The sequence below is a fragment of the Streptomyces sp. WP-1 genome, assembly GCF_030450125.1.
Taxonomy (GTDB): Bacteria; Actinomycetota; Actinomycetes; order Streptomycetales; family Streptomycetaceae; genus Streptomyces; species Streptomyces incarnatus.
This window is the reverse complement of record NZ_CP123923.1, coordinates 3063507-3088430: the sequence shown is the minus strand read 5'-3', so window position 1 is coordinate 3088430 and position 24924 is coordinate 3063507. Positions and strand designations below refer to the sequence as shown.

General features: G+C 71.0%; 18 protein-coding genes and 1 pseudogene. 14 read left to right on the top strand and 5 right to left on the bottom strand.

Annotation, left to right across the window (positions count from 1 at the left end; translation table 11 throughout):
- Positions 1-108: 108 nt before the first annotated feature.
- From QHG49_RS13125 to QHG49_RS13105, 5 genes are all read left to right on the top strand, one after another.
- A complete protein-coding gene (locus QHG49_RS13125) occupies positions 109-861 on the top strand; it encodes a GntR family transcriptional regulator (RefSeq protein WP_145492394.1) in 753 nt (250 codons plus the stop codon).
- Between the two features lie 380 nt (positions 862-1241).
- On the top strand, positions 1242-1433 hold the full coding sequence (locus QHG49_RS13120) for an SPOR domain-containing protein (protein ID WP_145492396.1): 192 nt from the start codon (positions 1242-1244) through the stop codon (positions 1431-1433).
- A gap of 72 nt (positions 1434-1505) precedes the next feature.
- The gene (locus QHG49_RS13115; protein WP_301489744.1) at positions 1506-1925 is read left to right on the top strand and encodes a (deoxy)nucleoside triphosphate pyrophosphohydrolase; all 420 of its coding nucleotides are present in this window, start codon (positions 1506-1508) and stop codon (positions 1923-1925) included.
- Positions 1926-2077: 152 nt separating this feature from the next.
- Complete coding sequence (locus tag QHG49_RS13110; protein ID WP_145492399.1) at positions 2078-2485, top strand: ATP-binding protein; 408 nt, start codon at positions 2078-2080, stop codon at positions 2483-2485.
- A gap of 318 nt (positions 2486-2803) precedes the next feature.
- Positions 2804-5392, top strand: coding sequence for a SpoIIE family protein phosphatase (locus QHG49_RS13105; protein WP_159704635.1), 2589 nt, complete (start codon positions 2804-2806; stop codon positions 5390-5392).
- A 103-nt stretch (positions 5393-5495) separates the two neighbouring features.
- Here QHG49_RS13105 and QHG49_RS13100 read toward each other — a convergent pair whose 3' ends face one another.
- Positions 5496-7805, bottom strand: a complete 2310-nt coding sequence (locus QHG49_RS13100) for a hypothetical protein (protein WP_301489739.1) — start codon at positions 7803-7805, stop codon at positions 5496-5498.
- Between the two features lie 80 nt (positions 7806-7885).
- Here QHG49_RS13100 and QHG49_RS13095 point away from each other — a divergent pair, with 80 nt between their 5' ends.
- From QHG49_RS13095 to QHG49_RS13060, 8 genes are all read left to right on the top strand, one after another.
- The gene (locus QHG49_RS13095; RefSeq protein WP_301489738.1) at positions 7886-9151 is read left to right on the top strand and encodes a hypothetical protein; all 1266 of its coding nucleotides are present in this window, start codon (positions 7886-7888) and stop codon (positions 9149-9151) included.
- A gap of 258 nt (positions 9152-9409) precedes the next feature.
- Positions 9410-11530 carry an ABC transporter family substrate-binding protein gene (locus QHG49_RS13090; RefSeq protein ID WP_159704641.1) on the top strand — a complete coding sequence of 707 codons (2121 nt, stop codon included), beginning with the start codon at positions 9410-9412 and terminating at the stop codon, positions 11528-11530.
- A gap of 141 nt (positions 11531-11671) precedes the next feature.
- Positions 11672-13579 (top strand): translational GTPase TypA, encoded by a 1908-nt coding sequence (gene typA / locus QHG49_RS13085; protein ID WP_159704644.1) that lies wholly within the window; start codon positions 11672-11674, stop codon positions 13577-13579.
- A 546-nt stretch (positions 13580-14125) separates the two neighbouring features.
- Positions 14126-15154, top strand: coding sequence for an ABC transporter permease (locus tag QHG49_RS13080; protein WP_159704647.1), 1029 nt, complete (start codon positions 14126-14128; stop codon positions 15152-15154).
- Between the two features lie 154 nt (positions 15155-15308).
- Positions 15309-17117: an ABC transporter substrate-binding protein gene (locus tag QHG49_RS13075; protein WP_301489734.1), complete on the top strand. Its 1809-nt coding sequence runs from the start codon at positions 15309-15311 to the stop codon at positions 17115-17117.
- An 85-nt stretch (positions 17118-17202) separates the two neighbouring features.
- A complete protein-coding gene (locus QHG49_RS13070) occupies positions 17203-18183 on the top strand; it encodes an ABC transporter permease (protein ID WP_301489732.1) in 981 nt (326 codons plus the stop codon).
- Between the two features lie 13 nt (positions 18184-18196).
- Entirely contained in the window at positions 18197-19219 is a 1023-nt protein-coding gene (locus QHG49_RS13065) for an ABC transporter ATP-binding protein (protein WP_301489730.1), read from the top strand.
- Between the two features lie 12 nt (positions 19220-19231).
- A complete protein-coding gene (locus QHG49_RS13060; RefSeq protein WP_301489728.1) occupies positions 19232-20371 on the top strand; it encodes an ABC transporter ATP-binding protein in 1140 nt (379 codons plus the stop codon).
- A 35-nt stretch (positions 20372-20406) separates the two neighbouring features.
- Here the strand turns inward: QHG49_RS13060 and QHG49_RS13055 are convergent, their stop codons facing one another.
- Entirely contained in the window at positions 20407-21150 is a 744-nt protein-coding gene (locus QHG49_RS13055) for a class I SAM-dependent methyltransferase (RefSeq protein ID WP_145487119.1), read from the bottom strand.
- A 49-nt stretch (positions 21151-21199) separates the two neighbouring features.
- Here QHG49_RS13055 and QHG49_RS13050 point away from each other — a divergent pair.
- Positions 21200-21614 (top strand): annotated as a pseudogene (locus tag QHG49_RS13050) (VOC family protein).
- Between the two features lie 144 nt (positions 21615-21758).
- Here the strand turns inward: QHG49_RS13050 and QHG49_RS13045 are convergent.
- From QHG49_RS13045 to QHG49_RS13035, 3 genes are read right to left on the bottom strand one after another with little or no spacing between them, the layout of a single operon-like run.
- Positions 21759-22802 (bottom strand): ABC transporter ATP-binding protein, encoded by a 1044-nt coding sequence (locus QHG49_RS13045; RefSeq protein ID WP_301489726.1) that lies wholly within the window; start codon positions 22800-22802, stop codon positions 21759-21761.
- A 25-nt stretch (positions 22803-22827) separates the two neighbouring features.
- The gene (locus QHG49_RS13040) at positions 22828-23865 is read right to left on the bottom strand and encodes an ABC transporter ATP-binding protein (protein WP_159704668.1); all 1038 of its coding nucleotides are present in this window, start codon (positions 23863-23865) and stop codon (positions 22828-22830) included.
- Positions 23866-23912: 47 nt separating this feature from the next.
- Positions 23913-24893: an ABC transporter permease gene (locus QHG49_RS13035; RefSeq protein WP_085566382.1), complete on the bottom strand. Its 981-nt coding sequence runs from the start codon at positions 24891-24893 to the stop codon at positions 23913-23915.
- Positions 24894-24924: the final 31 nt, after the last annotated feature.

The following is a 24924-nucleotide window of genomic DNA, read 5'->3' as shown; positions in this document are numbered from 1 at the left end:
TGCCCGGTCAGGTGTAATCACTTCGAGTGATTCTCTGGCCTTCGCTTGCGCCGCTCAACCCACGGTTGCCACGCTGTTGCTGTCTGTACAACCTGATGGGAGCGGCCAGTGACTTTCGGTGAGCAGCCGGCGTATCTGCGTGTCGCGGGTGATCTCCGCAAGAAGATCGTCGACGGTTCACTGCCGCCCCACACCCGGCTCCCCTCGCAGGCCCGCATCCGCGAGGAGTACGGCGTCTCGGACACCGTCGCCCTGGAGGCCCGCAAGGTCCTGATGGCCGAGGGCCTGGTGGAGGGCCGCTCCGGCTCGGGGACGTACGTGCGCGAACGGCCCGTGCCGCGCCGGGTGTCCCGCTCCGGCTACCGCCCCAGCGGCGGCGCCACCCCCTTCCGGCAGGAGCAGGCCGACGCCGCGGTGCGCGGCACCTGGGAGTCCAGCAGCCGGCAGGCCGAGGCCGGTGCCGCGATCGCCGAGCGGCTCGGGATCGAGATCGGCGAGCGGGTCATGCGCACCAAGTACCTGTTCCGCGAGGCCGGTGAGCCGATGATGCTCTCCACCTCCTGGGAGCCCCTCGCCGTCACCGGCCGAAGCCCGGTGATGCTGCCCGAGGAGGGGCCGCTCGGCGGGATGGGCGTGGTCGAGCGCATGCGCGCCATCGACGTGATCGTGGACAACGTCACCGAGGAGGTCGGCGCGCGCCCCGGCCTCGCCGAGGAACTGCATCTCCTCGGGGGCGTCCCCGGCCATGTCGTCCTGGTCGTGCAGCGCACCTACTACGCCTCCGGGCGCCCGGTGGAGACCGCGGACGTCGTCATTCCGGCGGACCGGTACCGGGTGGCGTATCACCTGCCGGTGCGGTGAGGGCCGTACACCGCTCGCGGGCCGCGGAGTGAGCTAGCGCACATCGCGGGCTCGCGGGGGAGACGAATGCGCCGGTGGCGGGGTTGCCCGCGGTGGGCGGGCGATGCCGTGATGCCGATCTTCTCGCAGGTGGGCGCCGGTTCTGATGGAATGTGTGCGGTGGCCTCGCGCGGGGCGCGTTCGTTCCTGTGCGCCCCCGTCGGTCCGACCGGTTGCGTACCTCTTTGTGAAAAGGCGTATTCGCTGAGTGAAGGTTGGGCGTACGCTCGGGCATATGCGTATTGCGGTTTCCTTAGGCGGGGCCCGGCGTGGGCCCGGGACGGGATGGGGGTCCCGTGATGCCGGAAAGGGTGAAGGGCGCGATGGGGGCGGAGCGGACCATGAGTGAGGGCACGGCTTCCCTGCCCTGGATCGTCATACGGCAGGACGACAACGGCAATCGGTACCGCGTCGGCCGGTACGCGACCGAGGCCGAGGCGCAGCGGATCGCCGACAGCTTCGAGGCCCCGGGGCCCAAGCGGCTCTACATGGTCGAGCGGCTCGGGCAGAACGGGGACGGCGGCCGGGACTGACCCGCCGCGCTCGCAGGGGGGCGGACGGCCGGTGTCGCCGTGCGCCCCGGAGCCTCCCGTAGGCTCCGCTCCATGACGCCCAAGACGGAACGGACCGTGGTGGTCGGCGCCGCCCTGCTCGACGGTGGTCGCCTGCTCGCCGCGCGCCGCAGCGCGCCCGCCGACCTGGCCGGGCGCTGGGAGCTGCCCGGCGGCAAGGTCGAGCCGGGGGAGCGGCCCGAGGACGCCCTGGCGCGCGAACTGCGCGAGGAACTCGGCGTCGACGCCGAGACCGTGGAGCGCGTGCCCGGCGAGTGGCCCCTGCGGGAGCCGTACGTCCTGTGGGTGTGGACCGCCCGGCCGCGCCCCGGCTCACCCGCGCCCCGGCCCCTCCAGGACCACGACGAACTGCGCTGGCTGACCCCGGCACAGCTGTGGGACGTGCCGTGGCTGGAGCAGGATGTGCCGGCGGTGCGGGAGGTCGAGGAGCGGATGGGGGCGGAGGCGCGCTGAGGCCCCACTGGGTGGGGACTCGCCCCCGGTTCTGTCTCCCGGCCCGAGTAGGCCGTTCGACCCACACTCAGACGGTCCGGACGGTACTGGCCATCACTTATCGGGTATGGGCCCATTAACCCCACGAAACCGGACAGCTCGCGGCCTGGGAAGTGATCGGCGTGATCGACACCGATGGCGACTGCGCCGAGTGGACCTTTCCCGCGGAACCGGGCGCCGTGCGCAGCGCCCGGACCGCGGTCCGCGGCCAGTTGCACGGCTGGGACCTCGACTGTGTCGCCGACCTCGCCGCGCTGCTGGTGAGCGAGCTGGTCACCAACTCGCTGCGCTACGCCACCGGCCCCATCGGCGTACGGCTCGTACGGCCGGTCGGCGCCGACGACTCCCTGCTGGTGGAGGTCTCCGACCCGCTCCCCGACCCGCCGCGCGAGCGGACCGCCCGGCCCGAGGACGAGAGCGGGCGCGGACTCCAGCTGCTCGCGGGGTCCTCGCGCCGCTGGGGCACCCGGCCCGGCGCGAGCGGAAAGACCGTCTGGTTCGAGCTGGCCGTGCCGGGATGACGGGACCGGGGGCGCATCGGGGTGGCGCGGGGGTGTCCGGGGTGAGGCAGGGGCGCCCGAGGGGGCGGAGGGGGTGTACATCGACCGCCGTACGGTCCACCGTGTGACCCCGGCTCGCGGACCGGTCCGGAGTGTGTGGTTCGAGGCCGTGTTCCCTGGTTAGAAGAGTGGAAGTGTTGTCGCGGAGCGGTCCGAAAAACGTCTGGACCGAGCTGTGATCGTGAACACCGTGTCGCGCGGCGCCGTAGTGCTGGATACTGCGGGCAGCCGCCCCCGGTGACCGGTGCCGGGCGCGGTGAGCTGGAGGGGACGGTTCGCGTGAGCGAGATACCAGCGAAGGCCACGGAGTCCGAGGACCCGTCGGACGGCGCGAGGGACCAGACCGCCGCGGGTGCGGCGGCGACCGGTGGCGCCCTGTGGCAGAGCAGTCCGCCCGGCTCCATGTACGACTACATAAAGGTGGCCTCCTTCTCCATCGGCCCCGGCGGCCTGGTGGACCAGTGGAGCCTGCGCGCCGAGCAGTTGTTCGGCATTCCGGCCTCGCGCGCCGTCGGCATGGACCCCATCGAGGCGTTCATCGACCCCGACCTGCGGGAACAGGGCCAGCGCAAGATGGCGGAGATCCTCGACGGGCGCGAGTGGACCGGGGTCGTGCCCTTCCGGATGCCGGATCCCCCCCGGGGCGGGCGCGGTGCGGACGGTCTGGCCGAGGTCTATGTGATGCCGACCCGGACCGCGGAGGGCGAGAACGCCGCCGTCTGCATCGTCGTGGACGTCCGCACACTGCGCAGGATCGAGACCGATCTCGCCGCGTCCCAGGCGATATTCGGACAATCCCCCTTCGGTTTCCTCCTGCTCGACTTCGACCTGCGGGTACGCCGCGTCAACCAGCGCTTCGCCAATGTCTTCGGCGGCACCCCGGACGACCACCGGGGCAAGGGCGTCTTCGACTATCTGCCGCGCGGCGAGGCCGAGCGGGTCTCGGCGACGCTGCGACGGGTGCTGGAGAGCGGCGACGCCATCACCGACATGCATGTCACCGGACATGTCCCGGGCTCCGAGGAGCGCCGGCACTGGTCGGTCAACCTCTACCGCGTGCACAGCGGCAGCGGCCGGCCCATCGGCGTGGCCTGGCTCGCCACCGATGTCACCTCCCGCCGCGCCGCCGCCCGCGAGGCCGCCGCGGCCCGGCGCAATCTGGCGCTGCTCAACGAGGCCGGGGCGCGGATCGGCAACTCGCTCGACCTGGAGACCACGGCACGCGAACTCCTCGACGTCGTCGTCCCCGGCTTCTGCGACCTCGCCACCGTCGACCTCTACCAGGGGCTGCTGACCGGCGACGAGACGCCGCCCGGGATGGTCGACGGCAGTGCCCAGCTGCGCCGGGTCGCCATCGCCAGCGCGGTCGCGGACGCGCCCGTGGGCCGGGTCGCCGAGACCGTCAAGGTCGGCGCCGTACACCACTTCCCCTTCAACTCCCCCTGCGCGGACGCCCTGCGCACCGCGCGGCCGCGGGCGGTGCCGGCCGAGGAGGGGAGCCTCGTGCAGTCCACGCTCGCCGTGCCGATGGTCGCGCACGACACGGTGGTGGGGCTCGTACGGTTCGCGCGGACCAAGGGCAGCGAGCCGTTCGGGGAGCGGGACCGGGACCTCGCGGTGGAACTGGCCGCGCGCGCCGCGGTCTGCATCGACAACGCGCGGCTGTACCGCCGGGAGCACGAACGGGCGTTGATCCTCCAGCGCTCGCTGCTGCCGCCGGGCGACCCCGAGGCGTCCGGCCTGGACATCGCCTGCCGCTATCTGCCCGGCAACGCGGCGACCGAGGTCGGCGGCGACTGGTTCGACGTCATCGAACTGCCCGGCCACCGCACGGCGTTGGTGGTGGGCGATGTGATGGGGCGCGGGCTGCGGGCGGCCGTCGCGATGGGTGAACTGCGCACCGCCGTAAGGACGTTGGCGCTGCTCGATCTCGAACCGGCCGAGGTGCTGTCCGCGTTGGACGAGATCGCGCGGGGGCTCGGCACGCCGGGGGGTGTGCAGCAGGCGACGCGTACGGCGCGGCAGCCCAGGGACGCGGACCTGTCCGAGGTGTACCTCGCGACGTGTGTGTACGCCGTGTACGACTCGGTGACCCGGCGATGTACGTTCGCCAACGCCGGGCATCTGCCGCCGGTGCTGGTGGAACCGGGCGAGCCCGCGCTGATGCTGGACGTGCCGCCCGGGATGCCGCTCGGGGTGGGGGGCGAGCCCTTCGAGGAGGTAGAGGTCGAGCTGCCCGAGGGCGCGTTGCTCGCGCTGTACACGGACGGTCTGGTGGAGTCCCGGGACCATCCGCTGGACGAGGGGCTGCACGCGTTCGTCGGCGCGCTCACCGATCCGGCCCAGCCGCTGGAGGACGTCTGCGACCACGTGCTCAACACCCTCGACACGCATCACGGCGAGGACGACATCGCGCTGCTGATGGCCCGGGTGCAGGGGCTGCCGGCGGACTCCGTCGGCGACTGGACGCTGCCGCGGGAGCCGCGGAGTGTGGGGCGGGCGCGGGAGCACGCTCGTGCGCAATTGCTCGACTGGGGACTTGAGGCGCTGGTCGACACGACGGAGCTGCTGGTCAGCGAGCTGGTGACGAACGCGCTGCGGTACGGCGAGGGGGAGATCAGGCTACGGCTGCTGCTGGACCGGACGCTGGTGTGCGAGGTGTGGGACGGCGGGCTCGTGCAGCCCCGGCGTCGGCGGGCCCGGGACACGGATGAGGGCGGGCGGGGCTTGCAGCTGGTGCAGTTGCTCAGCGCGGCGTGGGGGTCGCGGCGGACGCCCCGGGGGAAGACGGTGTGGTTCGAGTTGCCGTTGCCGGGGGCGGAGGCGGTCCTCACGGACCCGGCGGAGGCGCTGCTCAGCCTGTTCTGACGGCCCTTTTGCCCACTCACTCACTCACCCGCCCGCCCGTCGCGGCCGGCCGGAAGGGCACCGCGATTCGCCGTCCGGCACCAAGCGGCTCTGCCCCGTAACGCTACACAGGCGTCCGCACATGTCTTCGCCCCCGCGTCGCCGGCCCCCCGAACGTGGCCGGGGGGCCTCCGTCCGGGTCCTCGGCGAGGAGGATGCCGCCGAGGACGGCACCGGGCAGACCGGTCGCGGTGGCGTCGGGGCAGGGGGTGCCGTGGGCGCGGACGTCGCGTTCGGCGAGGTCGCGGGCCTCGCGGGCGGCGGTGTCGGCCTCGAAGGCGGTACCGGTGCCGGTGGTCAGCGCCCGGAGCGCCTCCGACAGCAGGGCGCGGGCCTCCGGGCCGACGGCACCCCGGTGCACCGTGACGAAATCGTCGGCCGTGTCCAGCGAGGCGCGGGCCACGAGGAGCGCCGCCGTGTCCAGGACGCCGGAGCGGCCCACGTCCAGGCGGCCGACGGCACGGGTGATCCGGCGCAGCGCGTCCAGCGGGTCGTACGGGAGGGCGCCGGTCAACTCCTCCCGTACGGCGGCCAGTACACCGTCCGCGTGGGCCAGCCGGGCGTTCAGCTCACCGGTGGCCGGGGAGGTACGGGAACGGCCGTGCCGGGCCGCCGTCAGCTCGGCCTCCGCGCCGGTCAGGGCCGCCGGTACCAGCGCGGCGGCCTCCCGCAGCCGGGCGGCGAGCCGGTCCACGCCGGTCACCAGGATCTCGGCCTGGGCCACGGCGCCCTCGGCGGCGCGCAGGTTACGGGCCGTTCCGTCGCCGTCGGCGGAGTCGATGGACCGGCGGGCCGCGTTGAGGTGGGCGGTGGCGAACAGCAGGCGGTCCTTGGCCTGTTCGACCGAGCCGGTGACGGGGCCCGTGGCCGAGGGCGCGTACCGCTCGCGCGACGCCGCCAGGGTTGCGTGGGCGGCCACCGCCCGCACCGCCAGCCCCCGGAACCTGCCCTCCGCCACGTCCAGTGCCGGGCCGGCGCCCGGCCCCTCCAGCCCCCGCACCTGGTCCAGCGCCGCGGCCTGCGCGTCCAGCCGCCGCCCCGCTTCCGCACACCGCCCGACCACCCCGGCCAGCGCCTGCCGCCGCGCCCCCGCCTCCCCGGGCAACCCCCGCTCGTACCGCCACCACATCGCGAACGCCGCCGCCAACTCGGCTTCGGCACCGCGCAGGGCACGCACGAAGGCCGCCGTCTCCGTCTCCATCTCGGCGACGGCCCGATCCCGCGCCCCGACCTCCTGCGGGGGACACCCGAAGGCGCCGTCGGCCGACTCCGCTCCCCGAGCGCCCGCCCCCGCCTCGCTTCCCTGCCGACTCCTCCGGTCGGCGGCGGCCCCGGCCCCGAACCGCGCCGCGGTCGCCGCTCGCCCCTTCGTCTCCATGGCCGCCTCGTCGCCCAGGCCCCCACGCCGCGCCCCCGCCCCCGCACCGGGCGCACCCTCCGTGTCGGCCGTCACCGCAGCCGCCGGTATCGCTCCGGTCCGCGCCCCGTCCGTCGTCGGCGGCTCTTCCTCGGCCTGCGCCCTCGCGTCACCCGCTGTCCGCGTCCCGCCTTCCGCCTCCGTACCGGGCGTGGCCCCTGGCTCGGCCGTCACCGCGGCCTCCGTCGGCGCTCCGGTCCGCGCCCCGTCCGTCGTCGGCGGCTCTTCCTCGGCCTGCGTCCCCTCGTCACCCGCTGTCCGCGTCCCGCCTTCCGCCTCCGTACCGGGCGTGGCCCCCGGCTCGGCCGCCATCGCAGCCGCCGGTATCGCTCCGGTCCGCGCCCCGTCCGTCGTCGGCGGCCCCTCCTCGGCCTGCGCCCCCTGCACACCCGCCGCCCGTGCCCCGCCTCCCGTCCCCCCGCCGGTCCGGGACGCGGTGTCCGTCTCGGCCTCGGTTCCCGCCGCCGCCCCGGTCACGGGTATCGCTCCGGTCCGCGTCTTCTCCACCGCCCCGAACCTCTCCCGTACGAAGCCCAGTTCCTCGCGGCTCGTCCGTACGCAGTCGTCGGCCAGCACCAGCGCGATCCGGGCCTGGCGTTCGGCGTCGGCGACCGTGGGGGGTGCCGGAGGCCCCGGCGGCGTCGTCCCCGGTGTCGTACGCGTACGGGCTCGGCGGACGCGGCGCAGGTAGCCGTAGGCCGCCATCACCGCCGCCGCGGCCACGGCGATGAACGGGAGCACGTAGTCCGCGGCCGAGGCGCCGCCCGGCCCCGGCGCCGCCGCGTCGGCCAGCGCTCCGGGGGAGGTGGCGGGAACCGGACGGCGCGTCGCCGCCGTCATCAACGGCAACATCAGCCACCCGGCCCCCACCAGGGCGCCCAGCACGGCATGCGTCACCCGCACCCGTATGTGCGCCTTGGCGCACCGGGGGCGGCCCCGGAACAGGGAGGACGTCACATTTCGGAGCGTATGGGGGAGTAGACCGCACCGCGAGCGGGGCGGATACGGGTGAGGGACCAGGCGGACAGGGGGACGGGATGGACGCGGGGACCGGGCCGGGGAAGAGGCCGGGCACAAAGGACCCGGAGACCGAACCGACCTGTGGAGCCGAGACCGACTCCACAACGGGCAAAGCCCCCGACCCGGAGACCGCCCCGGCCCCCGCACCTGCCCCGGACCCTGCCGTCGCCCCCGCACCTGCCCCTGACCCCGCGCCCGGCGCCGCCCCCACACCCGCCCCCGACCCGGCACCCACCCCCACCCCGCCCCCCGATCCCCCCACCAAGCCCCGCCCCCACCGCCCCCTCCGCCGCGCCCTCACCGCCCTCTCCCTGGTCCTGCTCCTCCTGCTCCTCGCCCTCCTCACCGCCGAAGGCGCCCTCCGCGTCAACTACTCCGGTGATCCCGCCCCCGGCACCCGCACCCGCGGTCAGGACGCGCTCTGGCTGGGGCACGCCTGGGTGGACGGGCGGAAGACGGAGGCGGATGTCGAGGCGCTCGCGCGGCGGTTGAAAGGGACCGGGGTCAGGGATCTGTACGTGCACTCAGGGCCCCTGGAGGACGACGGGACCCTGCCCGACGCCGACCACCCCGAGGCGCGGTGGCTGATCGGCGCCCTGCACCGGGAGCTGCCCGGTGTCCGGGTGCAGGCATGGCTCGGGGACGTGGTCGCGAGCGAGGGGCCCGAGGGGCTGCGCCTGGAGCGCCCGGCGACCCGCTCCGCGATCCTCGCCTCCACCCGGCGGATCCTCGCCGCCGGCTTCCAGGGCGCCCACTTCGACCTGGAGCCCCTGCACTCCGGCGACCGTGACTACCTGACCCTCCTCGACGACCTGCACGCCCTCACCCGCGCCCACCACGCGCTGCTCTCCGTCGCCGCCCACCAGATCGACCCCCTGCCCGGCTTCCACTCCTTCTGGGGCACGACCACCGGCCACCCCAAGTGGTGGTCGCAGGCGTACTTCGGGCAGGTGGCCCGCCGGGTGGACCAGATCGCCGTGATGTCGTACGACACCATGCAGCCGCTGCCGAGCCTGTACGGCGGCTACGTCGCCCAGCAGACCGGCCTCGCCCTGGAGGCGACCCCCGGGTCCACCCAGCTCCTCATGGGCCTGCCCTTCTACCACGAGAACCGGTTCGGGCACCGGGCCCGCGCGGAGACCGTCCCGGCCGGGGTACGGGGCGTACGCCTCGGACTGTCCCGTACCGACGCCCACCGCGCCCGCTTCGGCGTCGCCCTGTACGTCGACTTCGCCGCCACGGACGCGGACTGGCGGGCGTACCGGGAGGGGTGGGTGGGGTGAGGGCAGGGGCAGGGGCAGGGGCAGGGCAGGGCAGGGGCAGGGGCTCGGAGGAAGCTGTCGCGCGTTCATCGGTCCCCGCCGCACCGGCGTGCGCCCGTACCACCGTGTTTGCGCCGCACGGGTGGGCTTGCCCGCCGCCGCCGCCGTGTCGCCCGGGGTAGGCGGATCCTTTCCTCTTCAGTAGCCGCATAGATCTGATCAGCTCCAAATACCGCCAGACGTGATCATGTCGCTCGCGGCTTCCCGGAGGTAGCAGAGATGTCCCACCACGGCGTCGGCCTGCGCGCGGTCCTGCGCTCGGCCGCCTTCCTGACCGCGGGCGCCCTCGCGGTCTCTCTGCTCGCGGGCTGCGGCTCGGACGACGACGTGGCCAAGCCCCTCGCCGCTCAGGACATCGAGCCGGCCGCCCGCACCCTGGTGGCCGACGGCGGCACCCTGAAATGGGCCGTGGACGACCTTCCGGAGACGCTGAACACCTACCAGGCCGACGCCGACACCGGGACCACCCGCGTCGCCCAGGCCACGCTGCCCTCCATGTTCCGGATGGACGCCGCCGGCAGCCCGGTCGTCAATCCCGCCTACCTGGAGTCCGCCAAGGTCATCGAGACCGAGCCGCGCCAGGTGGTGCTGTACAAGCTGAACCAGCAGGCCGTGTGGAGCGACGGCCGGGAGATCGGCGCCGCCGACTTCGTCGCCCAGTGGCGCGCCCTGTCCGGGAAGGACAGCGCCTACTGGACCGCGCGCAACGCCGGGTACGACCGCATCGAGAAGATCGAGCGCGGCGCCAACGACCTCCAGGTCCGGGTCACCTTCTCCCGCCCCTACGCCGACTGGAAGTCGTTGTTCTCGCCGCTGTACCCGAAGGACGTCATGGGCACCCCGGACGCCTTCAACGACGGCGCCCGCCGCAAGCTGGCCATCAGCGCGGGCCCCTTCAAGGTGGACAAGGTCGACACCATCGCCCAGGACATCGTCCTCACCCGCAACCCCCGCTGGTGGGGCAGGGCGGCCAAGCTGAACCAGATCGTGCTGCACACCGTGCCCCACGACAAGCGGGTCGGCGCGCTCGCCGACGGCAGCGCGGACCTCGCCGACCTCGACCCGGCCGACGCCGAGCGGATCGGGCTCGCCGCGAGCGGCAAGGGCGGCTCCTCGCCGCTCCAGGGCGGCGGCAAGGCGTCCCTGTCGACGCTGCGCGCCTGGGCGCGCGCCCACGGGCTCGACTCCGCCGACGTCAAGGCGGGCCGCACCAAGCTGGCCCGGGCCATCAGCGAGTACCTGGACCAGCAGACGGCCCTGAAGTCCTACGGCGTCCGCAAGTCCCTGGAGCCCGCCTACACCCAGCTCGCCCTCAACGCCGCCTCCGGGCCGCTCACCGACGAGCGGGTCCGCCGGGCCATCGCGCGCGCCCTGGACCGCAAGGAGATCGCCCGCCTGGTGCTCACCCCGCTGGGCCTGCCCGCCGTACCCGTCGGCAGCCATCTCGCGCTGTCCGGGCAGCCCGCGTACGCCGACGACAGCGGGGCGCTCGGCGCGCAGGACACCAAGGCGGCGCAGGCACTGCTCGCGGACGCCGGATGGGTGGCGGGCGGTCCGGTCAGGGAGGAGAAGAAGGCGCAGAAGGCGGCCGGGCCCGAGAGCGACCAGGAGGAGAAGTCCGACGGCGGCCACGACGGCGAGTACGTCGTCGGCGAGGACAACAAGGGCGACGCGGGCGGCAAGCACCTCGCGGAGGAGGGCCGGCACGGGGGAGCGGCGGGCGCCTACGCCCCCAAGGGCACGGCGGCGCCGGCCGGCGTCAAGGCCGGGCCGCTCGCCAGGGACGGCAAGGCGCTCACCCTGCGCTTCGTGCTGCCGTCCGGGCCGGGCTCGGACACGCTGAACACGGTCGCCAACCGGATCTCCGCGATGCTGGACCGGCTGGGGATCGTCACGACGATCACCAAGGTGTCCGACGAGAGCTACTTCAAGGACCACATCGCCGCGGGTGACTTCGATCTCGCGCTGTACTCCTGGCCGTCCTCCGCCTTTCCCGCCACCGACGCCCGGCCGATCTACGCCAAGCCGCTGCCCGGCGCGGACGGCTCGGTGAACGTCGAGCAGAACTACACACGGGTCGGCACCGACCAGGTCGACCAGCTCTTCGAGCAGGCGGCGACGACGCTGGACGAGGGCGAGGCGAAGTCCCTGATCCGGCAGGCCGACACCCGGATCTGGGCCGCCGCCGGCTCGATCCCGCTCTACCAGCGCCCGCAGCTGGTCGGAGTGCGGAAGGACCTGGTCAACGCGGGTGCGTTCGGGTTCCAGACACCGGTGTACGAGGACATGGGATTCCTGAAGAAGGGGGCCCGGGTCCCGGCGAGCCCGACCCAGGGCTGAGGGGGCCCGGAGGCCCTGCGGAGGCCGACCCGCCCAGGGCCACGTACCATGGGGTGAGGCCGTGGCGTGTCAAGCCCGGCAGGCCCGCGTCACGGACGTACGCAGCAGGGCCTTCTCACCACTTCGGGAGTACGCCGCACTATGGCCACGCGCCACGACATCCGCAACGTCGCCATCGTCGCCCACGTCGACCACGGCAAGACCACCATCGTCGACGGCATGCTGAAGCAGGCCGGCGCGTTCGCCGCCCACCAGCTCGACTCGGTCGACGACCGGGTCATGGACTCGAACGACCTGGAGCGTGAGAAGGGCATCACGATCCTCGCCAAGAACACGGCGGTGAAGTACCACCCCAAGGACGGCGGGGAGGTCATCACCATCAACATCATCGACACCCCCGGCCACGCCGACTTCGGCGGCGAGGTCGAGCGCGGTCTGTCGATGGTCGACGGCGTGGTGCTGCTGGTGGACGCCTCCGAGGGCCCGCTTCCGCAGACCCGGTTCGTGCTGCGCAAGGCGCTCCAGCAGCGGCTGCCCGTCATCCTGTGCATCAACAAGACGGACCGCCCGGACGCCCGCATCGACGAGGTCGTCAACGAGACGTACGACCTCTTCCTCGACCTGGACGCGGACGAGGAGCAGATCGAGTTCCCGATCGTCTACGCCTGCGGCCGCGACGGCGTCGCCTCGCTGACCAAGCCCGAGGACGGCACCGTCCCGGCCGACAGCGACAGCCTGGAGCCGTTCTTCTCCACGATCCTGGACCACATCCCGGCCCCCACGTACGAGGACGACGCGCCGCTGCAGGCCCACGTCACCAACCTCGACGCGGACAACTTCCTCGGCCGTATCGCGCTGCTCCGCGTCGAGCAGGGCGAGCTGCGCAAGGGCCAGACCGTGGCCTGGATCAAGCGCGACGGCACGATCAGCAATGTGCGCATCACCGAGCTGATGATGACCGAGGCGCTCACCCGCAAGCCCGCCGAGGTGGCCGGCCCCGGTGACATCTGCGCCGTCGCCGGTATCCCGGAAATCATGATCGGCGAGACCCTGGCCGACCCGGAGAACCCGATCGCGCTGCCGCTGATCACGGTGGACGAGCCGGCGATCTCCATGGTCATCGGTACCAACACCTCCCCGCTGGTCGGCCGCGGCGGCACCGGCAAGGGCGCCGACGCGAAGGCGGCCGTCAAGGACCGCAAGGTCACCGCCCGCCAGGTCAAGGACCGTCTGGACCGCGAGCTGATCGGCAACGTCTCGCTGCGCGTCCTGGACACCGAGCGCCCCGACGCCTGGGAGGTGCAGGGCCGCGGTGAGCTGGCGCTGGCCATCCTGGTCGAGCAGATGCGCCGCGAGGGCTACGAGCTGACCGTCGGCAAGCCCCAGGTCGTCACCCGGGAGATCGACGGCAAGATCCACGAGCCGGTCGAGCGCATGACGATCGACGTGCCCGAGGAGCACATGGGTGCCGTCACCCAGCTCATGGGCGTCCGCAAGGGCCGCATGGACAACATGTCGAACCACGGCTCCGGCTGGGTGCGCATGGAGTTCGTGGTCCCCTCGCGCGGTCTGATCGGTTTCCGTACCGAGTTCCTGACCCAGACCCGCGGCACCGGTATCGGCCACTCCATCCACGAGGGCCACGAGCCCTGGTTCGGCACCCTGACGACCCGTAACAACGGTTCGCTGGTGGCCGACCGCTCCGGCGCCGTCACCGCCTTCGCGATGACGAACCTCCAGGAGCGCGGCGTGCTGTTCGTGGACCCGGGCACCGAGGTGTACGAGGGCATGATCGTCGGCGAGAACTCGCGCGCCGACGACATGGACGTGAACATCACCAAGGAGAAGAAGCTCACGAACATGCGGTCCTCGTCGGCCGACTCGTTCGAGGCGATCGTTCCGCCGCGCAAGCTGTCGCTGGAGCAGTCGCTGGAGTTCTGCCGCGACGACGAGTGCGTCGAGGTGACCCCGGAGGCCGTTCGCATCCGCAAGGTCAACCTCGACCAGCGTGAGCGCGCCCGCGCCGCGAGCCGCGCCAAGCACGGCTGATCCAGGGCCACTTGAACCCGGGTTCCCCCTCCATGGGGGGACCCGGGTTTTTTGCAACCCGTTTTTCAGTGGTGTATGTCCGACATGCGGAGATCGTTGCCCGATAGCCATGTAACAAGTCCGTTTCGCGCCTTCTTCGGGCAGACGCTTTGTCCAGATTTTGAAAGGTCTGGGCGGCAGCTGTGACTGAATCGAGATCTACGGGCAGTGGTCGCTGGTTCCGCCCATGGCAGATAGTTAGCCGCGTAGCGCTCGGGTCGATGGGTCACGCGCTGTGGGGACAGTTGCGTCGACTCACGAGCACCAAGGGGTGCCTGAGCCTCCGTCAGGGGTGTCGGAGGCTGGGCCAAAACCCCCCTCTGTAGGTGAACGCGTGCAGTCGTGAGGAGGAACACCCATGTGCGGTGTCGCAAGCAGCAGGCGGATCGGTTCTTCGCTTCCCGTCGTGTGACCAGGTCCTGTGACTACGCGCGTCCGCCTGTGCGTTCGCGCGTCCTCGGAGTACCCGGGCACCACTCACACCCATATCTGTGAAACGGACGAACCGTGACAAGTCCTATCGACATGGGGGGCGGCGGAACCACGGTCGTCTCCGGCGAACCAGGGCCGAAGGCGACGGTCGAGGCCGCGCTGCCGGGCCGGTCCCCCGGCCGGCTGATGTGGACGCGCTTCAAGCGTGACCGCACCGGAGTGATATCGGCCTACGTGGTGGGCTTCTTCTTCCTGATCGGGCTGCTGGCGCCGCTGATCGCGAAGGTGTACGGAAAGAACCCGTACACGGTCTACGCGGACGAACGCCCGGAACTCTTCGACAGCGCCGGGGTGCCGGTGCATCCCAACGGCGGCATCAGCGGCCAGTTCTGGTTCGGGCTCGAACCCGGCAACGGCTACGACGTCTTCACCAAGCTCATCTACGGCATCCGCACCTCGCTGATGATCTCGGTCGCCGTCACCGTCGCGGTCGTCGTGACCGGCATTCTGCTCGGTGTCGCGGCCGGCTATCTCGGCGGCCGTACCGACTACTTCATCGGCCGGGTCATCGACTTCCTGCTCGCCTTCCCCGCGCAGCTGTTCTTCATCGCGAGCATGCCGGTCGTGGTCTCCCTGTTCGTCAGCCCGCGCGACGAGACGCCGACCTATGTGCGGGTGGTCGCCCTGATCATCGTCCAGTGGTTCCTGGGCTGGATGGGTCTCGGCCGCATCCTGCGCGGCACCGCACTCGCCCTGCGCGAGCGGGAGTTCATCGAGGCGGCCAAGGTCAGCGGGGCCTCGCCCTGGCGGATCATCCGCAAGGAGATCCTGCCGAACATCGTCACCCCGCTGCTGGTGCAGTCGACGTATCTGCTGCCCAACTTCGTGACCGCCGAGGCCGGTCTGTCGTACCTGGGCGTGGGCATCGTCGAACCGACGCCGGACTGGGGGCAGATGTTCTCCAAGGCGTCCACCGAACTGGTGATGCAGAACGACATCACCTACATGTTCTTCCCGGGCATCTCGATGATCATCTTCGTCGTCGCCTTCAATCTGCTCGGCGACTCGGTCCGCGACGCGTTCGACCCCAAGACCGCGCGCTGACCCCTGCCGAAACCGCCGGCGGGAGACGGGCCCGTTCGGCAACTCCTGCGTATCGCACGGCACTTCAGTACTCCTCGTACCGCATCAGAGTCCTTTTCGTACCGGTGAGACATGGAACGCACTGATGACACACAGATGGGTGGGAATCCTCGTGATGAGTAGGGGCGGACGCCACGCATACGGCGCACTCTCCGTGCTCGCGGCCGGAGCTCTTGTGCTCACCGGTTGCAGCAAGGGCGGCAGCGACGCGGGCGACAACAAGAAGCAGGACGAGCAGAACGCGCAACGCCAGCAGGCCTCCATCAAGTTCGGCGACGCGGCCGACTCCACCGGGCCCGCGGCGGCCGTGCCCGGCGCCAGGAACGGCGGCAGCATGGAGGTCCTCCAGCGCGACAGCTACGCGCACCTGGACCCCGCGCAGATCTACGTCAACGACGAGATGACGGTCGCCCAGCTGATCCACCGCGGCCTCACCGGCTACAAGGCGACCAGTGACGACGGCAAGCAGCACGAGGTGGTCGGCGACCTCGCCACCGACTCCGGCACCACCACCGACGGCGGCAAGACCTGGAAGTACACGCTCAAGGACGGCATCAAGTTCGCCGACGGCACGCCGATCACGGCCAAGGACGTCCGGCAGACCTTCGAGCGGCTCTTCGCGCCGTTCATCAACCAGGGCCCGAGCTACATCCAGCAGTGGCTCGCGAACACCAGCGGCACCAGCTACCGCAAGCTGCTGCCCGACGGCCCCTACCAGGGCAAGCACCTGCCCGACAGCATCCTGTCCACGCCCGACGACAAGACCGTCGTCTTCCACTTCCAGAAGCCGCACCCGGACCTGCCGTACGCGCTCGCCATGGCCGGCTACTCCGTCGTCTCCGCCAAGGGCGACACCAAGGAGAAGTACGACAAGAACCCGGTCACCAGCGGACCGTACAAGATCGAGTCGTTCAAGTCCGGCAAGTCGATGGTGCTGGTCAAGAACACCAACTGGGACCCGAAGACGGACCCGATCCGCCACCAGTACGTGGACCGGTTCAACATCACCTTCAACCAGCAGTACGAGGCGTCCACCAAGGCGCTGCTCGCCGACAGCGGCCCCGACCGGACCGGCATCAGCTGGAACAACCAGGTCGACGCGGGCAACCTGTCCGAGGTGCTGCGGGACCCGAAGCTCAAGTCCCGGGTGGTCTCCGGCTACCAGCCGTACGTGGGCCAGATGAACATCAACATGAGCAAGCCCGAGATGAAGGACATCCGGGTCCGCCAGGCCATCGCCTACGCCCTGCCGATCACCCCCTTCGTCCGCGCCTACGGCGGCACCGACGCGATGGAGGTCGCCGGCGGCCTGATCAGCCCGACCGTCAGCGGCTACGACCCGGGCTTCGATCCGTACGGCAAGAAGAAGAAGCCCGCGGGCGACCCCGCCAAGGCGCACGCCCTGCTCAAGGCGGCCGGCAAGCTCAACATGAAGCTGACCTTCGGCTACATCAACACCCCCGAGGGCCAGCAGTACTCCACCGCCATGGCGGCGGGCCTGAAGAAGGCCGGCTTCGACGTCCAGCGCCAGGAGATCCCCTCCGAGACGTTCTACGACCAGGTCTCCAAGCTGAACAACACCTACGACATCTTCCACACCGCCTGGGGCGCCGACTGGCCGTCCGCCTCCACGGTCCTGCCCCCGCTGTACGACGGCCGGCAGATCGCCGACGGCGCGCAGAACTACTCGCAGATCAACGACCCGCACGTGAACAGCGAGATCGACCGCATCAACACCATCACCGACCCGGTCAAGTCCGCGGCCGAGTGGGAGAAGCTCGACAAGTACCTCCTGACGAAGGTGGTCAACGAGGTCCCGACCGCCTACTACAAGCAGACCCAGATCGCCGGCTCCAAGGTCGGCGGCCTCGTCTACGACGACGTGATCGGCGGCGTCGACCCGCGTCGCCTCTACATCAAGTAACCGTCCTCCGCCGGTACCCGGCGCGTCTCACCGAGGGGCGCGCCGGGCACCGCCCGGACCGCCGACGTCTGAGAGCTGCCCCCTCATGCTGCGCTTCCTCGTCCGCCGGATCATCGGTGCCGTCGTCATCCTGTTTCTGCTGAGCATCGTCACGTTCGTGCTGTTCTTCGGGGTGCCCCGGGACCCGGCGCTGCTGATGTGCGGCAAGACCTGCAACCCGGACAGCATCGCGAACATCCACCATGTGCTCGGCCTGGACAGACCCATCACCGAGCAGTACTGGATCTTCCTGCACAACCTCGTCATGGGCAGCGACCAGTTCGCCCAAGGGCCGTGCCCCGCCCCCTGTTTCGGGTACTCGTACCACACCAACGACCCGGTCTGGTCCACCCTGATGGACCGGCTGCCCACCACCGTCTCGCTCACCCTGGGTGCGGCCGTCTGCTTCCTGGTCGTCGGCCTCGGCACCGGCCTCCTCGCGGCCTGGCGGCGCGGCACCCTGATCGACAAGATGGCCACCGGCGGCGCCATGGTGATCAGCGCTCTGCAGATCTACTTCCTCGGCCCGCTCGCCCTCGCGATCCTCGTCTACCAGACCCACTGGTTCGACAAGCCCGCCTACAACGACTTCACCGGCGACCCGCTGAGCTGGTTCACCGGGCTGATCATCCCCTGGGTGGTGCTCTCCACGATCTTCGCCGCGCAGTACACCCGTATGGCGCGCTCCGCGATGATCGAGCAGCTCCAGGAGGAACACGTCCGCACCGCCCGCGCCAAGGGCATGTCCCGGCGCTATGTCTTCTTCCGCTACGCCTGGCGCGGTTCGCTGATCCCGATCGTCACCATCTTCGGCATCGACCTCGGCTCCCTGCTCGGCGGCGCCATCATCACCGAGTACACCTTCGGACTGCCGGGCCTCGGCCAACTCGCCGTGCAGTCCGTGTTCTTCAGCGACCTGCCGCTGCTGCTCGGGGTGATGCTGTTCGCCGCCACCATGATCCTGGTCTTCAACATCGTCGTCGACGCCACGTACGCCTTCATCGATCCGCGCGTGCGGCTGTCCTAGAGGAGAGACACCCATGAGCACACCTCTCCTGTCCGTGCGGGACCTGCATGTCAGCTTCAAGACCGAGGACGGCGTCGTCCAGGCCGTGGACCGGCTCTCCTTCGACCTGGAGCGGGGCCGGACGCTCGGCATCGTGGGCGAGTCCGGCTCGGGCAAGTCGGTGACGAACCTGACCGTCCTCGGCCTGCACAACCCGATGTTCACCACCGTCGAGGGCGAGATCCTGCTGGACGGGCAGGAGCTGACCACCGCTCGCGAGCCGGAACTGGAGAAGCTGCGCGGCAACAAGGTCGCCATGATCTTCCAGGACCCGCTGACCGCGCTCTCCCCGTACTACACCGTCGGCCGGCAGATCGCCGAGCCGTACATGAAGCACAACGGCGCCTCCAAGAAGGACGCCTGGGAACGCGCCGTCGAGATGCTCGGCAAGGTCGGCATCCCCCACCCCCGCCAGCGGGCCAAGGACTACCCGCACCAGTTCTCCGGCGGCATGCGCCAGCGCGCCATGATCGCCATGGCCCTGATCTGCGATCCCGACCTGCTCATCGCGGACGAACCGACCACCGCGCTCGACGTGACCGTGCAGGCGCAGATTCTCGACCTGTTGAAGGACCTGCAACAGGAGTTCGGATCGGGCATCATCTTCATCACCCACGACTTGGGGGTGATCGCCGACATGGCCGACGACATCATGGTGATGTACGCGGGCAGCGCGGTCGAGCGGGGCACCACCGAACAGGTGCTGCGCTCGCCCCGGCACCCGTACACCTGGGGCCTGCTGAACTCCATGCCGCGCCTGGACTCCGACACCGGCGCGCGGCTGTCCCCGATCCCGGGCGCTCCGCCCTCCCTGCTCAACCCGCCGTCCGGCTGCCGTTTCCATCCACGCTGCGCCTTCCGGGACCGGGTGGCGCCGGCGGGCCGCTGTACGACCGAACGCCCGCCGCTCGCCACCGACCGGGCGGCCGCCTGCCATCTGACCGCGGACCAGAAGCGCACCATCTTCATCGAGGAGATCAAGCCCCGCCTGGGCTAGGAGGACACTGTCATGACAGAGGACCTGGTCCTCCCGGCCCAGCGCGCGCAGGGCCCCGGTACGGACGGGGAGCGGCTGCTGGAGGTCGCGGGACTGACCAAGCACTTCCCGGTCAAGGGCGGCTTCCCGATCCGCCGCACCATCGGGCAGGTGCAGGCCGTGGACGGCATCGACCTGACCGTGCACACCGGCGAGAGCTTCGGGCTCGTCGGGGAGTCGGGCTGCGGCAAGTCCACCACGGGCCGGCTGATCACCCGGCTCATGGAGCCGACCGCCGGGACCGTCACCTATCGCGGCCGGGACATCAGCCACGCCTCGCGGAGGCAGCTGGCGCCGATCCGCTCCGAGATCCAGATGATCTTCCAGGACCCGTACTCGTCGCTGAACCCGCGGCAGACGGTCGGCACCATCATCTCCGGGCCGATGGAGATCAACGGCGTCAACCCGCCGGGCGGCCGGGAGAAGCGGGTGCGCGAACTCCTGGAGATCGTGGGGCTCAACCCCGAGCACTACAACCGCTTCCCGCACGAGTTCTCCGGCGGTCAGCGCCAACGCATCGGCGTGGCAAGGGCGTTGGCCCTGGAGCCCAAGCTGATCGTGGCCGACGAGCCGGTCTCCGCGCTGGACGTCTCCATCCAGGCGCAGGTCGTCAACCTGCTCCAGCAGGTGCAGAACGACCTGGGCATCGCGTTCCTCTTCATCGCCCACGACCTCGCGGTGGTACGGCACTTCTCGCAGCGGGTCGCGGTGATGTACCTCGGCAAGATCATCGAGGTGGGCGACCGCGACTCCATCTACACCCGGCCGCGCCACCCCTACACGCACGCCCTGCTGTCCGCGGTCCCCGAGGTCGACCTCACGGACGAGGCGTCGGGCGGCAGGGAGCGCATCCGGCTCGCCGGTGACGTGCCCTCGCCGATCTCCCCGCCGTCGGGCTGCCGCTTCCGCACCCGCTGCTGGAAGGCCCAGGACAGGTGCGCGACGGAGGAACCGCCGCTGGTGCGGATCTCCGGCAACCACGAGGGGCACCTGACGGCGTGCCACTTCCCGGAGGAGCCGACGATCGAGGGTCGCGAGGAGGACATCGTGCTGGACCCGGCGCTGGCGGCGCTGGAGGAGGGGGCGTCCGACGAGGGGGAGGGGCGGGCGTGACGACCGCGGTTGTGCCCGCCGCGTGATGCCGGTGCTCAGGCGGTGGGCGTCGCCACGGTGATGATCTCGGGGGCGGCGGGCGCCGGCGGCCGGCCGTCCCAGTCGCCGTACTGCTCCACGACCGTGAGCCCCGCCGCCGAGAGGAAGCCGGCGAGCAGGCCGGGGTCCAGGAAGCGCAGCACGCTGTGGCTGACGAGGGGGGCGGGCCAGCGGTCGCTGGCGTACGTCTCCGTGAAGCGCACCCGGCCGTTCCGCGGACCGCCGTCCAGCACCTGGTGGGTGACCCGTACGGGGGTTCCGTCGGCGGTGACGGCCTGGTGCGCCCGGTCGGGGGTCCAGCGCTCCCACGCGCGCGCGGCCGGGTTCCTGACCTCGAACACGAACCGCCCGCCGGGGCGCAGGGCCTCGCGTACGGCCCGCAGGCAGCCCCGGATCTCCTCGTCCCCGACCAGCGCCTGGAAGGCGTGCCCGGTCATCACGACGAGGTCGAACTCCGGGTCCCAGCGGCGCACCCGGGTGTCCCCGAGCACCCACTCGATGTCCCGCCTGGCCGCGCGCGCCTGTACGAGCATGGCGGCGGCCGGGTCCAGCCCCATCAGCCGCCCCCGATGCCCCTCGGCCCGGGCCCGGCGCAGCAACTGCCCGGTCCCGCACCCGACATCGAGCACATCACCCGCCCGCCGCACGAGCCCCAGACAGAACTCGTCGCCCGGCCCCCAGGGGTTGAGGCTGTCGTACAACGCGGCGAGCGAGAGATCGGCGAACGAGTGATCCACCACCGCGGCAGTGTGCCACACGTTTCTGAACGGCACACGCCAATTTGTGACGATGTGCCGTGCGGGAAAGAGGAGTTGGGCCGTGCTGCATCACGTCGAGCTGTGGGTACCGGACCTGGACCGGGCGGTCCTCTCCTGGGGGTGGCTGCTGGGCTCCCTCGGGTGGGAGCCGTACCAAGGAATGGCCCGCGGGGCGGAGCCGGCGGCCGGGGGAGATCTGTCTGGTGGTCGAGCGGTCGCCCGCGCTGCGGTCCGGTGCCGGGCACGACCGGATGCGCCCGGGGCTCGATCATCCGGCCTTCCGGGCGCCGGGGAGGGGAGCCGTCGACGCGCTCGCCGAGGAGGCGCCCGCGCACGGCTGGAGGCTGCTGTCTCCCGAGCGGCATCCCTACGTCTGCGGGGCCGGGCACTACGCCGTCTGTCTGGAGGACGCGGACGGGTTCGAGGCCGAGGCCGTCGCAGGGTGAGCGGCACGGGTCCGGGTACGGCGAAGGCCCGCGTCTTGGGGAGACGCGGGCCTTCATTTCCCGTGGAGCGGACGTCAGGTGGCTCGGGTCAATGGGCCGGTGAAGTCCGTTCCGGCAAGGGAGCGGCCGACGGAAAGGGGTGTGTCAGGCCGCTGCCTCGGGGTCCTTGGAAAGGCGCGGAGCCGGGACGGTCTCCTGCGTCTCAGGGTAGTGGCACGCCGTGAGGTGGCCGGGCTTGTTGCCCTCGACCTGGACCAGCGGCGGGGCCTCCGTCGCGCACTTCTCCGTCGCCTTCCAGCAGCGGGTGCGGAAACGGCAGCCCGACGGCGGGTTGATCGGCGAGGGCACGTCGCCGACCAGGCGGATGCGCTCGCGCGGCTCCTCGTCCACCGTCGCCTCGGGCACCGCGGACAGCAGCGCCCGGGTGTAGGGGTGACGCGGGTTGTCGTACAGGTCCTCGCGGTCGGCGATCTCCATGATCTTGCCGAGGTACATCACCGCGACGCGCTGCGAGAAGTGCCGCACGATCGCGAGGTCGTGGGCGATGAAGACGAACGCGATGCCCAGCTCCTGCTGCACCTTCTGCAGCAGGTTGACGACCTGCGCCTGGATGGAGACGTCCAGCGCGGAGACCGGCTCGTCGGCCACGATCAGCTTCGGCTCCAGGGCCAGCGCGCGGGCGACACCGATGCGCTGGCGCTGACCGCCGGAGAACTCGTGCGGGAAGCGGTTGAAGTGCTCGGGGTTGAGGCCGACGATCTCCAGGAGTTCGCGCACGCGGTTCTCGCGCCCGCCCGGCGGGTTGACGCCGTTGATCTCCATCGGCCCGGAGATGATCTTGCCGACCGTCTGCCGCGGGTTCAGCGAGGCGTACGGGTCCTGGAAGATCATCTGGATCTCGGACCGGATCGGAGCCAGCTGCTTGCGGCCCGCGTGCGTGATGTCCTGGCCCTGGTACTTGATCGTGCCGGCGGTCGGCTCCATGAGCCGGGTGATCAGCCGGCCCGTGGTGGACTTGCCGCAGCCCGACTCGCCGACGAGGCCCAGGCTCTCGCCCGCGGAGACCTGGAAGTCCAGCCCGTCCACGGCCTGCACCGCACCGACGGTCCGCCGGATCGGGAAGCCGCCCTTGATGGGGAAGTGCTTCGTCAGCCCGGAGACGTCCAGGAGGGGGTTCGTGTTGCTCATGATCGTGAAGTCCCGTCTGCGTCCGTCAGTGTTGCCGGGTCGCGGCGAAGTCGGCGAAGAGTTCCTGCTTCTGCTCGGTGGTGAGGTGGCAGGCCGTACCCCGGCCGTCCACGATCTCCAGCAGAGGGCGCTCGCTTGCGCACCTGCCGCCCGAGACCTTCTCGGCGAAGGCGCAGCGCGGGTGGAAGCGGCAGCCGGACGGCGGGTTGAGCAGCGACGGCGGCGCACCCGGGATCGGCGTCAGCGGCACGTCGACCGGACCGGTCAGGCTCGGCATCGAGTTCAGCAGGCCCAGCGTGTAGGGGTGCTGCGGGTCCCGCAGGACCTCCACCTTGGTGCCGCGCTCCACACACCGGCCGCCGTACATCACCAGCACGTCGTCGGCGATGTCGGCGATCACACCCAGGTCGTGGGTGATGAAGATGATCGCGGTGCCGAACTCCTGCTGGAGGTCCTTGAGCAGGTCCATGATCTGCGCCTGCACGGTCACGTCGAGGGCCGTGGTCGGCTCGTCGGCGATCAGCAGCTCGGGGTCGCAGACCAGCGCCATGGCGATCATCGCGCGCTGGCGCATACCGCCGGAGAACTGGTGCGGGTAGTCGTCCACCCGCATGTCCGGCTGCGGGATCCCGACCCGGCGCAGCATCTCGATGGCGCGCTTGCGGGCCTCGGCCTTGCCGCAGCCCGTGTGCTTGCGGTAGGTCTCGGCGATCTGGATGCCGACCGTGTGGTACGGCGACAGCGAGGCCAGCGCGTCCTGGAAGATCATGGACATCTTGTTGCCGCGCAGCCGCTCCATCTCACGCTCGGAGGCGGTGAGCAGCTCCTGGCCGTCGAGGAGGATCTCGCCCTCGATCGACGTACGGGCCGGGTCGTGCAGGCCGAGGATGGTCAGGTTGGTGACCGACTTGCCGGAGCCCGACTCGCCCACGATGCCGAGCGTCTGACCCTTGGCCAGGTCGAAGCTGAGACCGTCGACGGCCTTGACGATGCCGTCCTCGGTCGAGAAGTGGACCTTTAGGTCCTTGATCGAGAGGAACGGCTGCTGATCGGTGCTCGTCACGGGGACGCTCCTGGGGGTGATGCGAGGGGTCGGGAATGGGGCGGAGGTCAGGCGAGCCGGATCCGCGGGTCGATAAGGGCGTAGACGGCGTCCACGATGATGTTGAAGATCACGATCGCGCCGGCCGAGAGGAGGGTCACGCCCAGGACCATGGGCAGGTCGCTCTTGTTGACGGCGTCCAGCGCGAGCCGGCCGACACCCTGGAGGCTGAAGACGGACTCGGTGATGATCGCGCCGCCGATGAGCGTGGCGAGGTCGATGCCGAAGATGGTGACGATCGGACCCATCGCGCCGCGCCAGGCGAACCGGAAGAAGACCTTGCGGCGGGACAGGCCCTTGGCGCGGGCCGTGCGCACGTAGTCCTCGGTCAGTGTCTCCACCAGCTGGGAGCGCGACATACGCGTGTAGTTGGCGGTCCAGATCAGCGCGAGCACCAGCCACGGCAGCAGCAGGCCGGAGGCCCACTCGGCCGGGTTGTCGGTGATCGGGGTGTACGACGGGTTGTCGAGGATGCCGAGCTTCGCGACGAGGAGGTACATCGCGAGGTAACCGACGAAGTAGATCTGCAGCGAGGAGGCGATCAGCGAGCCGGAGCTGGCGACCTTGTCCTGCCACTTGCCCTGCTTGACGGCGGCGATCATGCCCGCGCCGACACCGAAGATGATGAAGACGACGGCGGAGCCGAAGGCGAGCGACAGCGTCAGCGGCAGGCGGTCCAGGATGGTGCCGAGGACGGGCTGGCGGTTGGCGAAGGAGTAACCGAGGCAGGGCGCCGGGCAGTTGCCGAAGTCGCCGTAGCTGCGGCCGACGAAGATCCCCTTCAGCCAGTACCAGTACTGGACCGGGACCGGGTGGTCGATGCCCAGGTTGTGCCGGACCTGCTTGAGCATGTCGGGCGTGCAGTTCTTGCCGCACGACATCATGGCGGGGTCACGCGGAATGGCGTAGAAGAGCCAGAAGGTGACGGCGCTGATGACCAGCAGGATGACCAGCGCGCCGAGGATTCGGCGGACAAGGAAGCGGAGCATGGGGCGTGACTTTCCGGACGGGGCGCCGTCG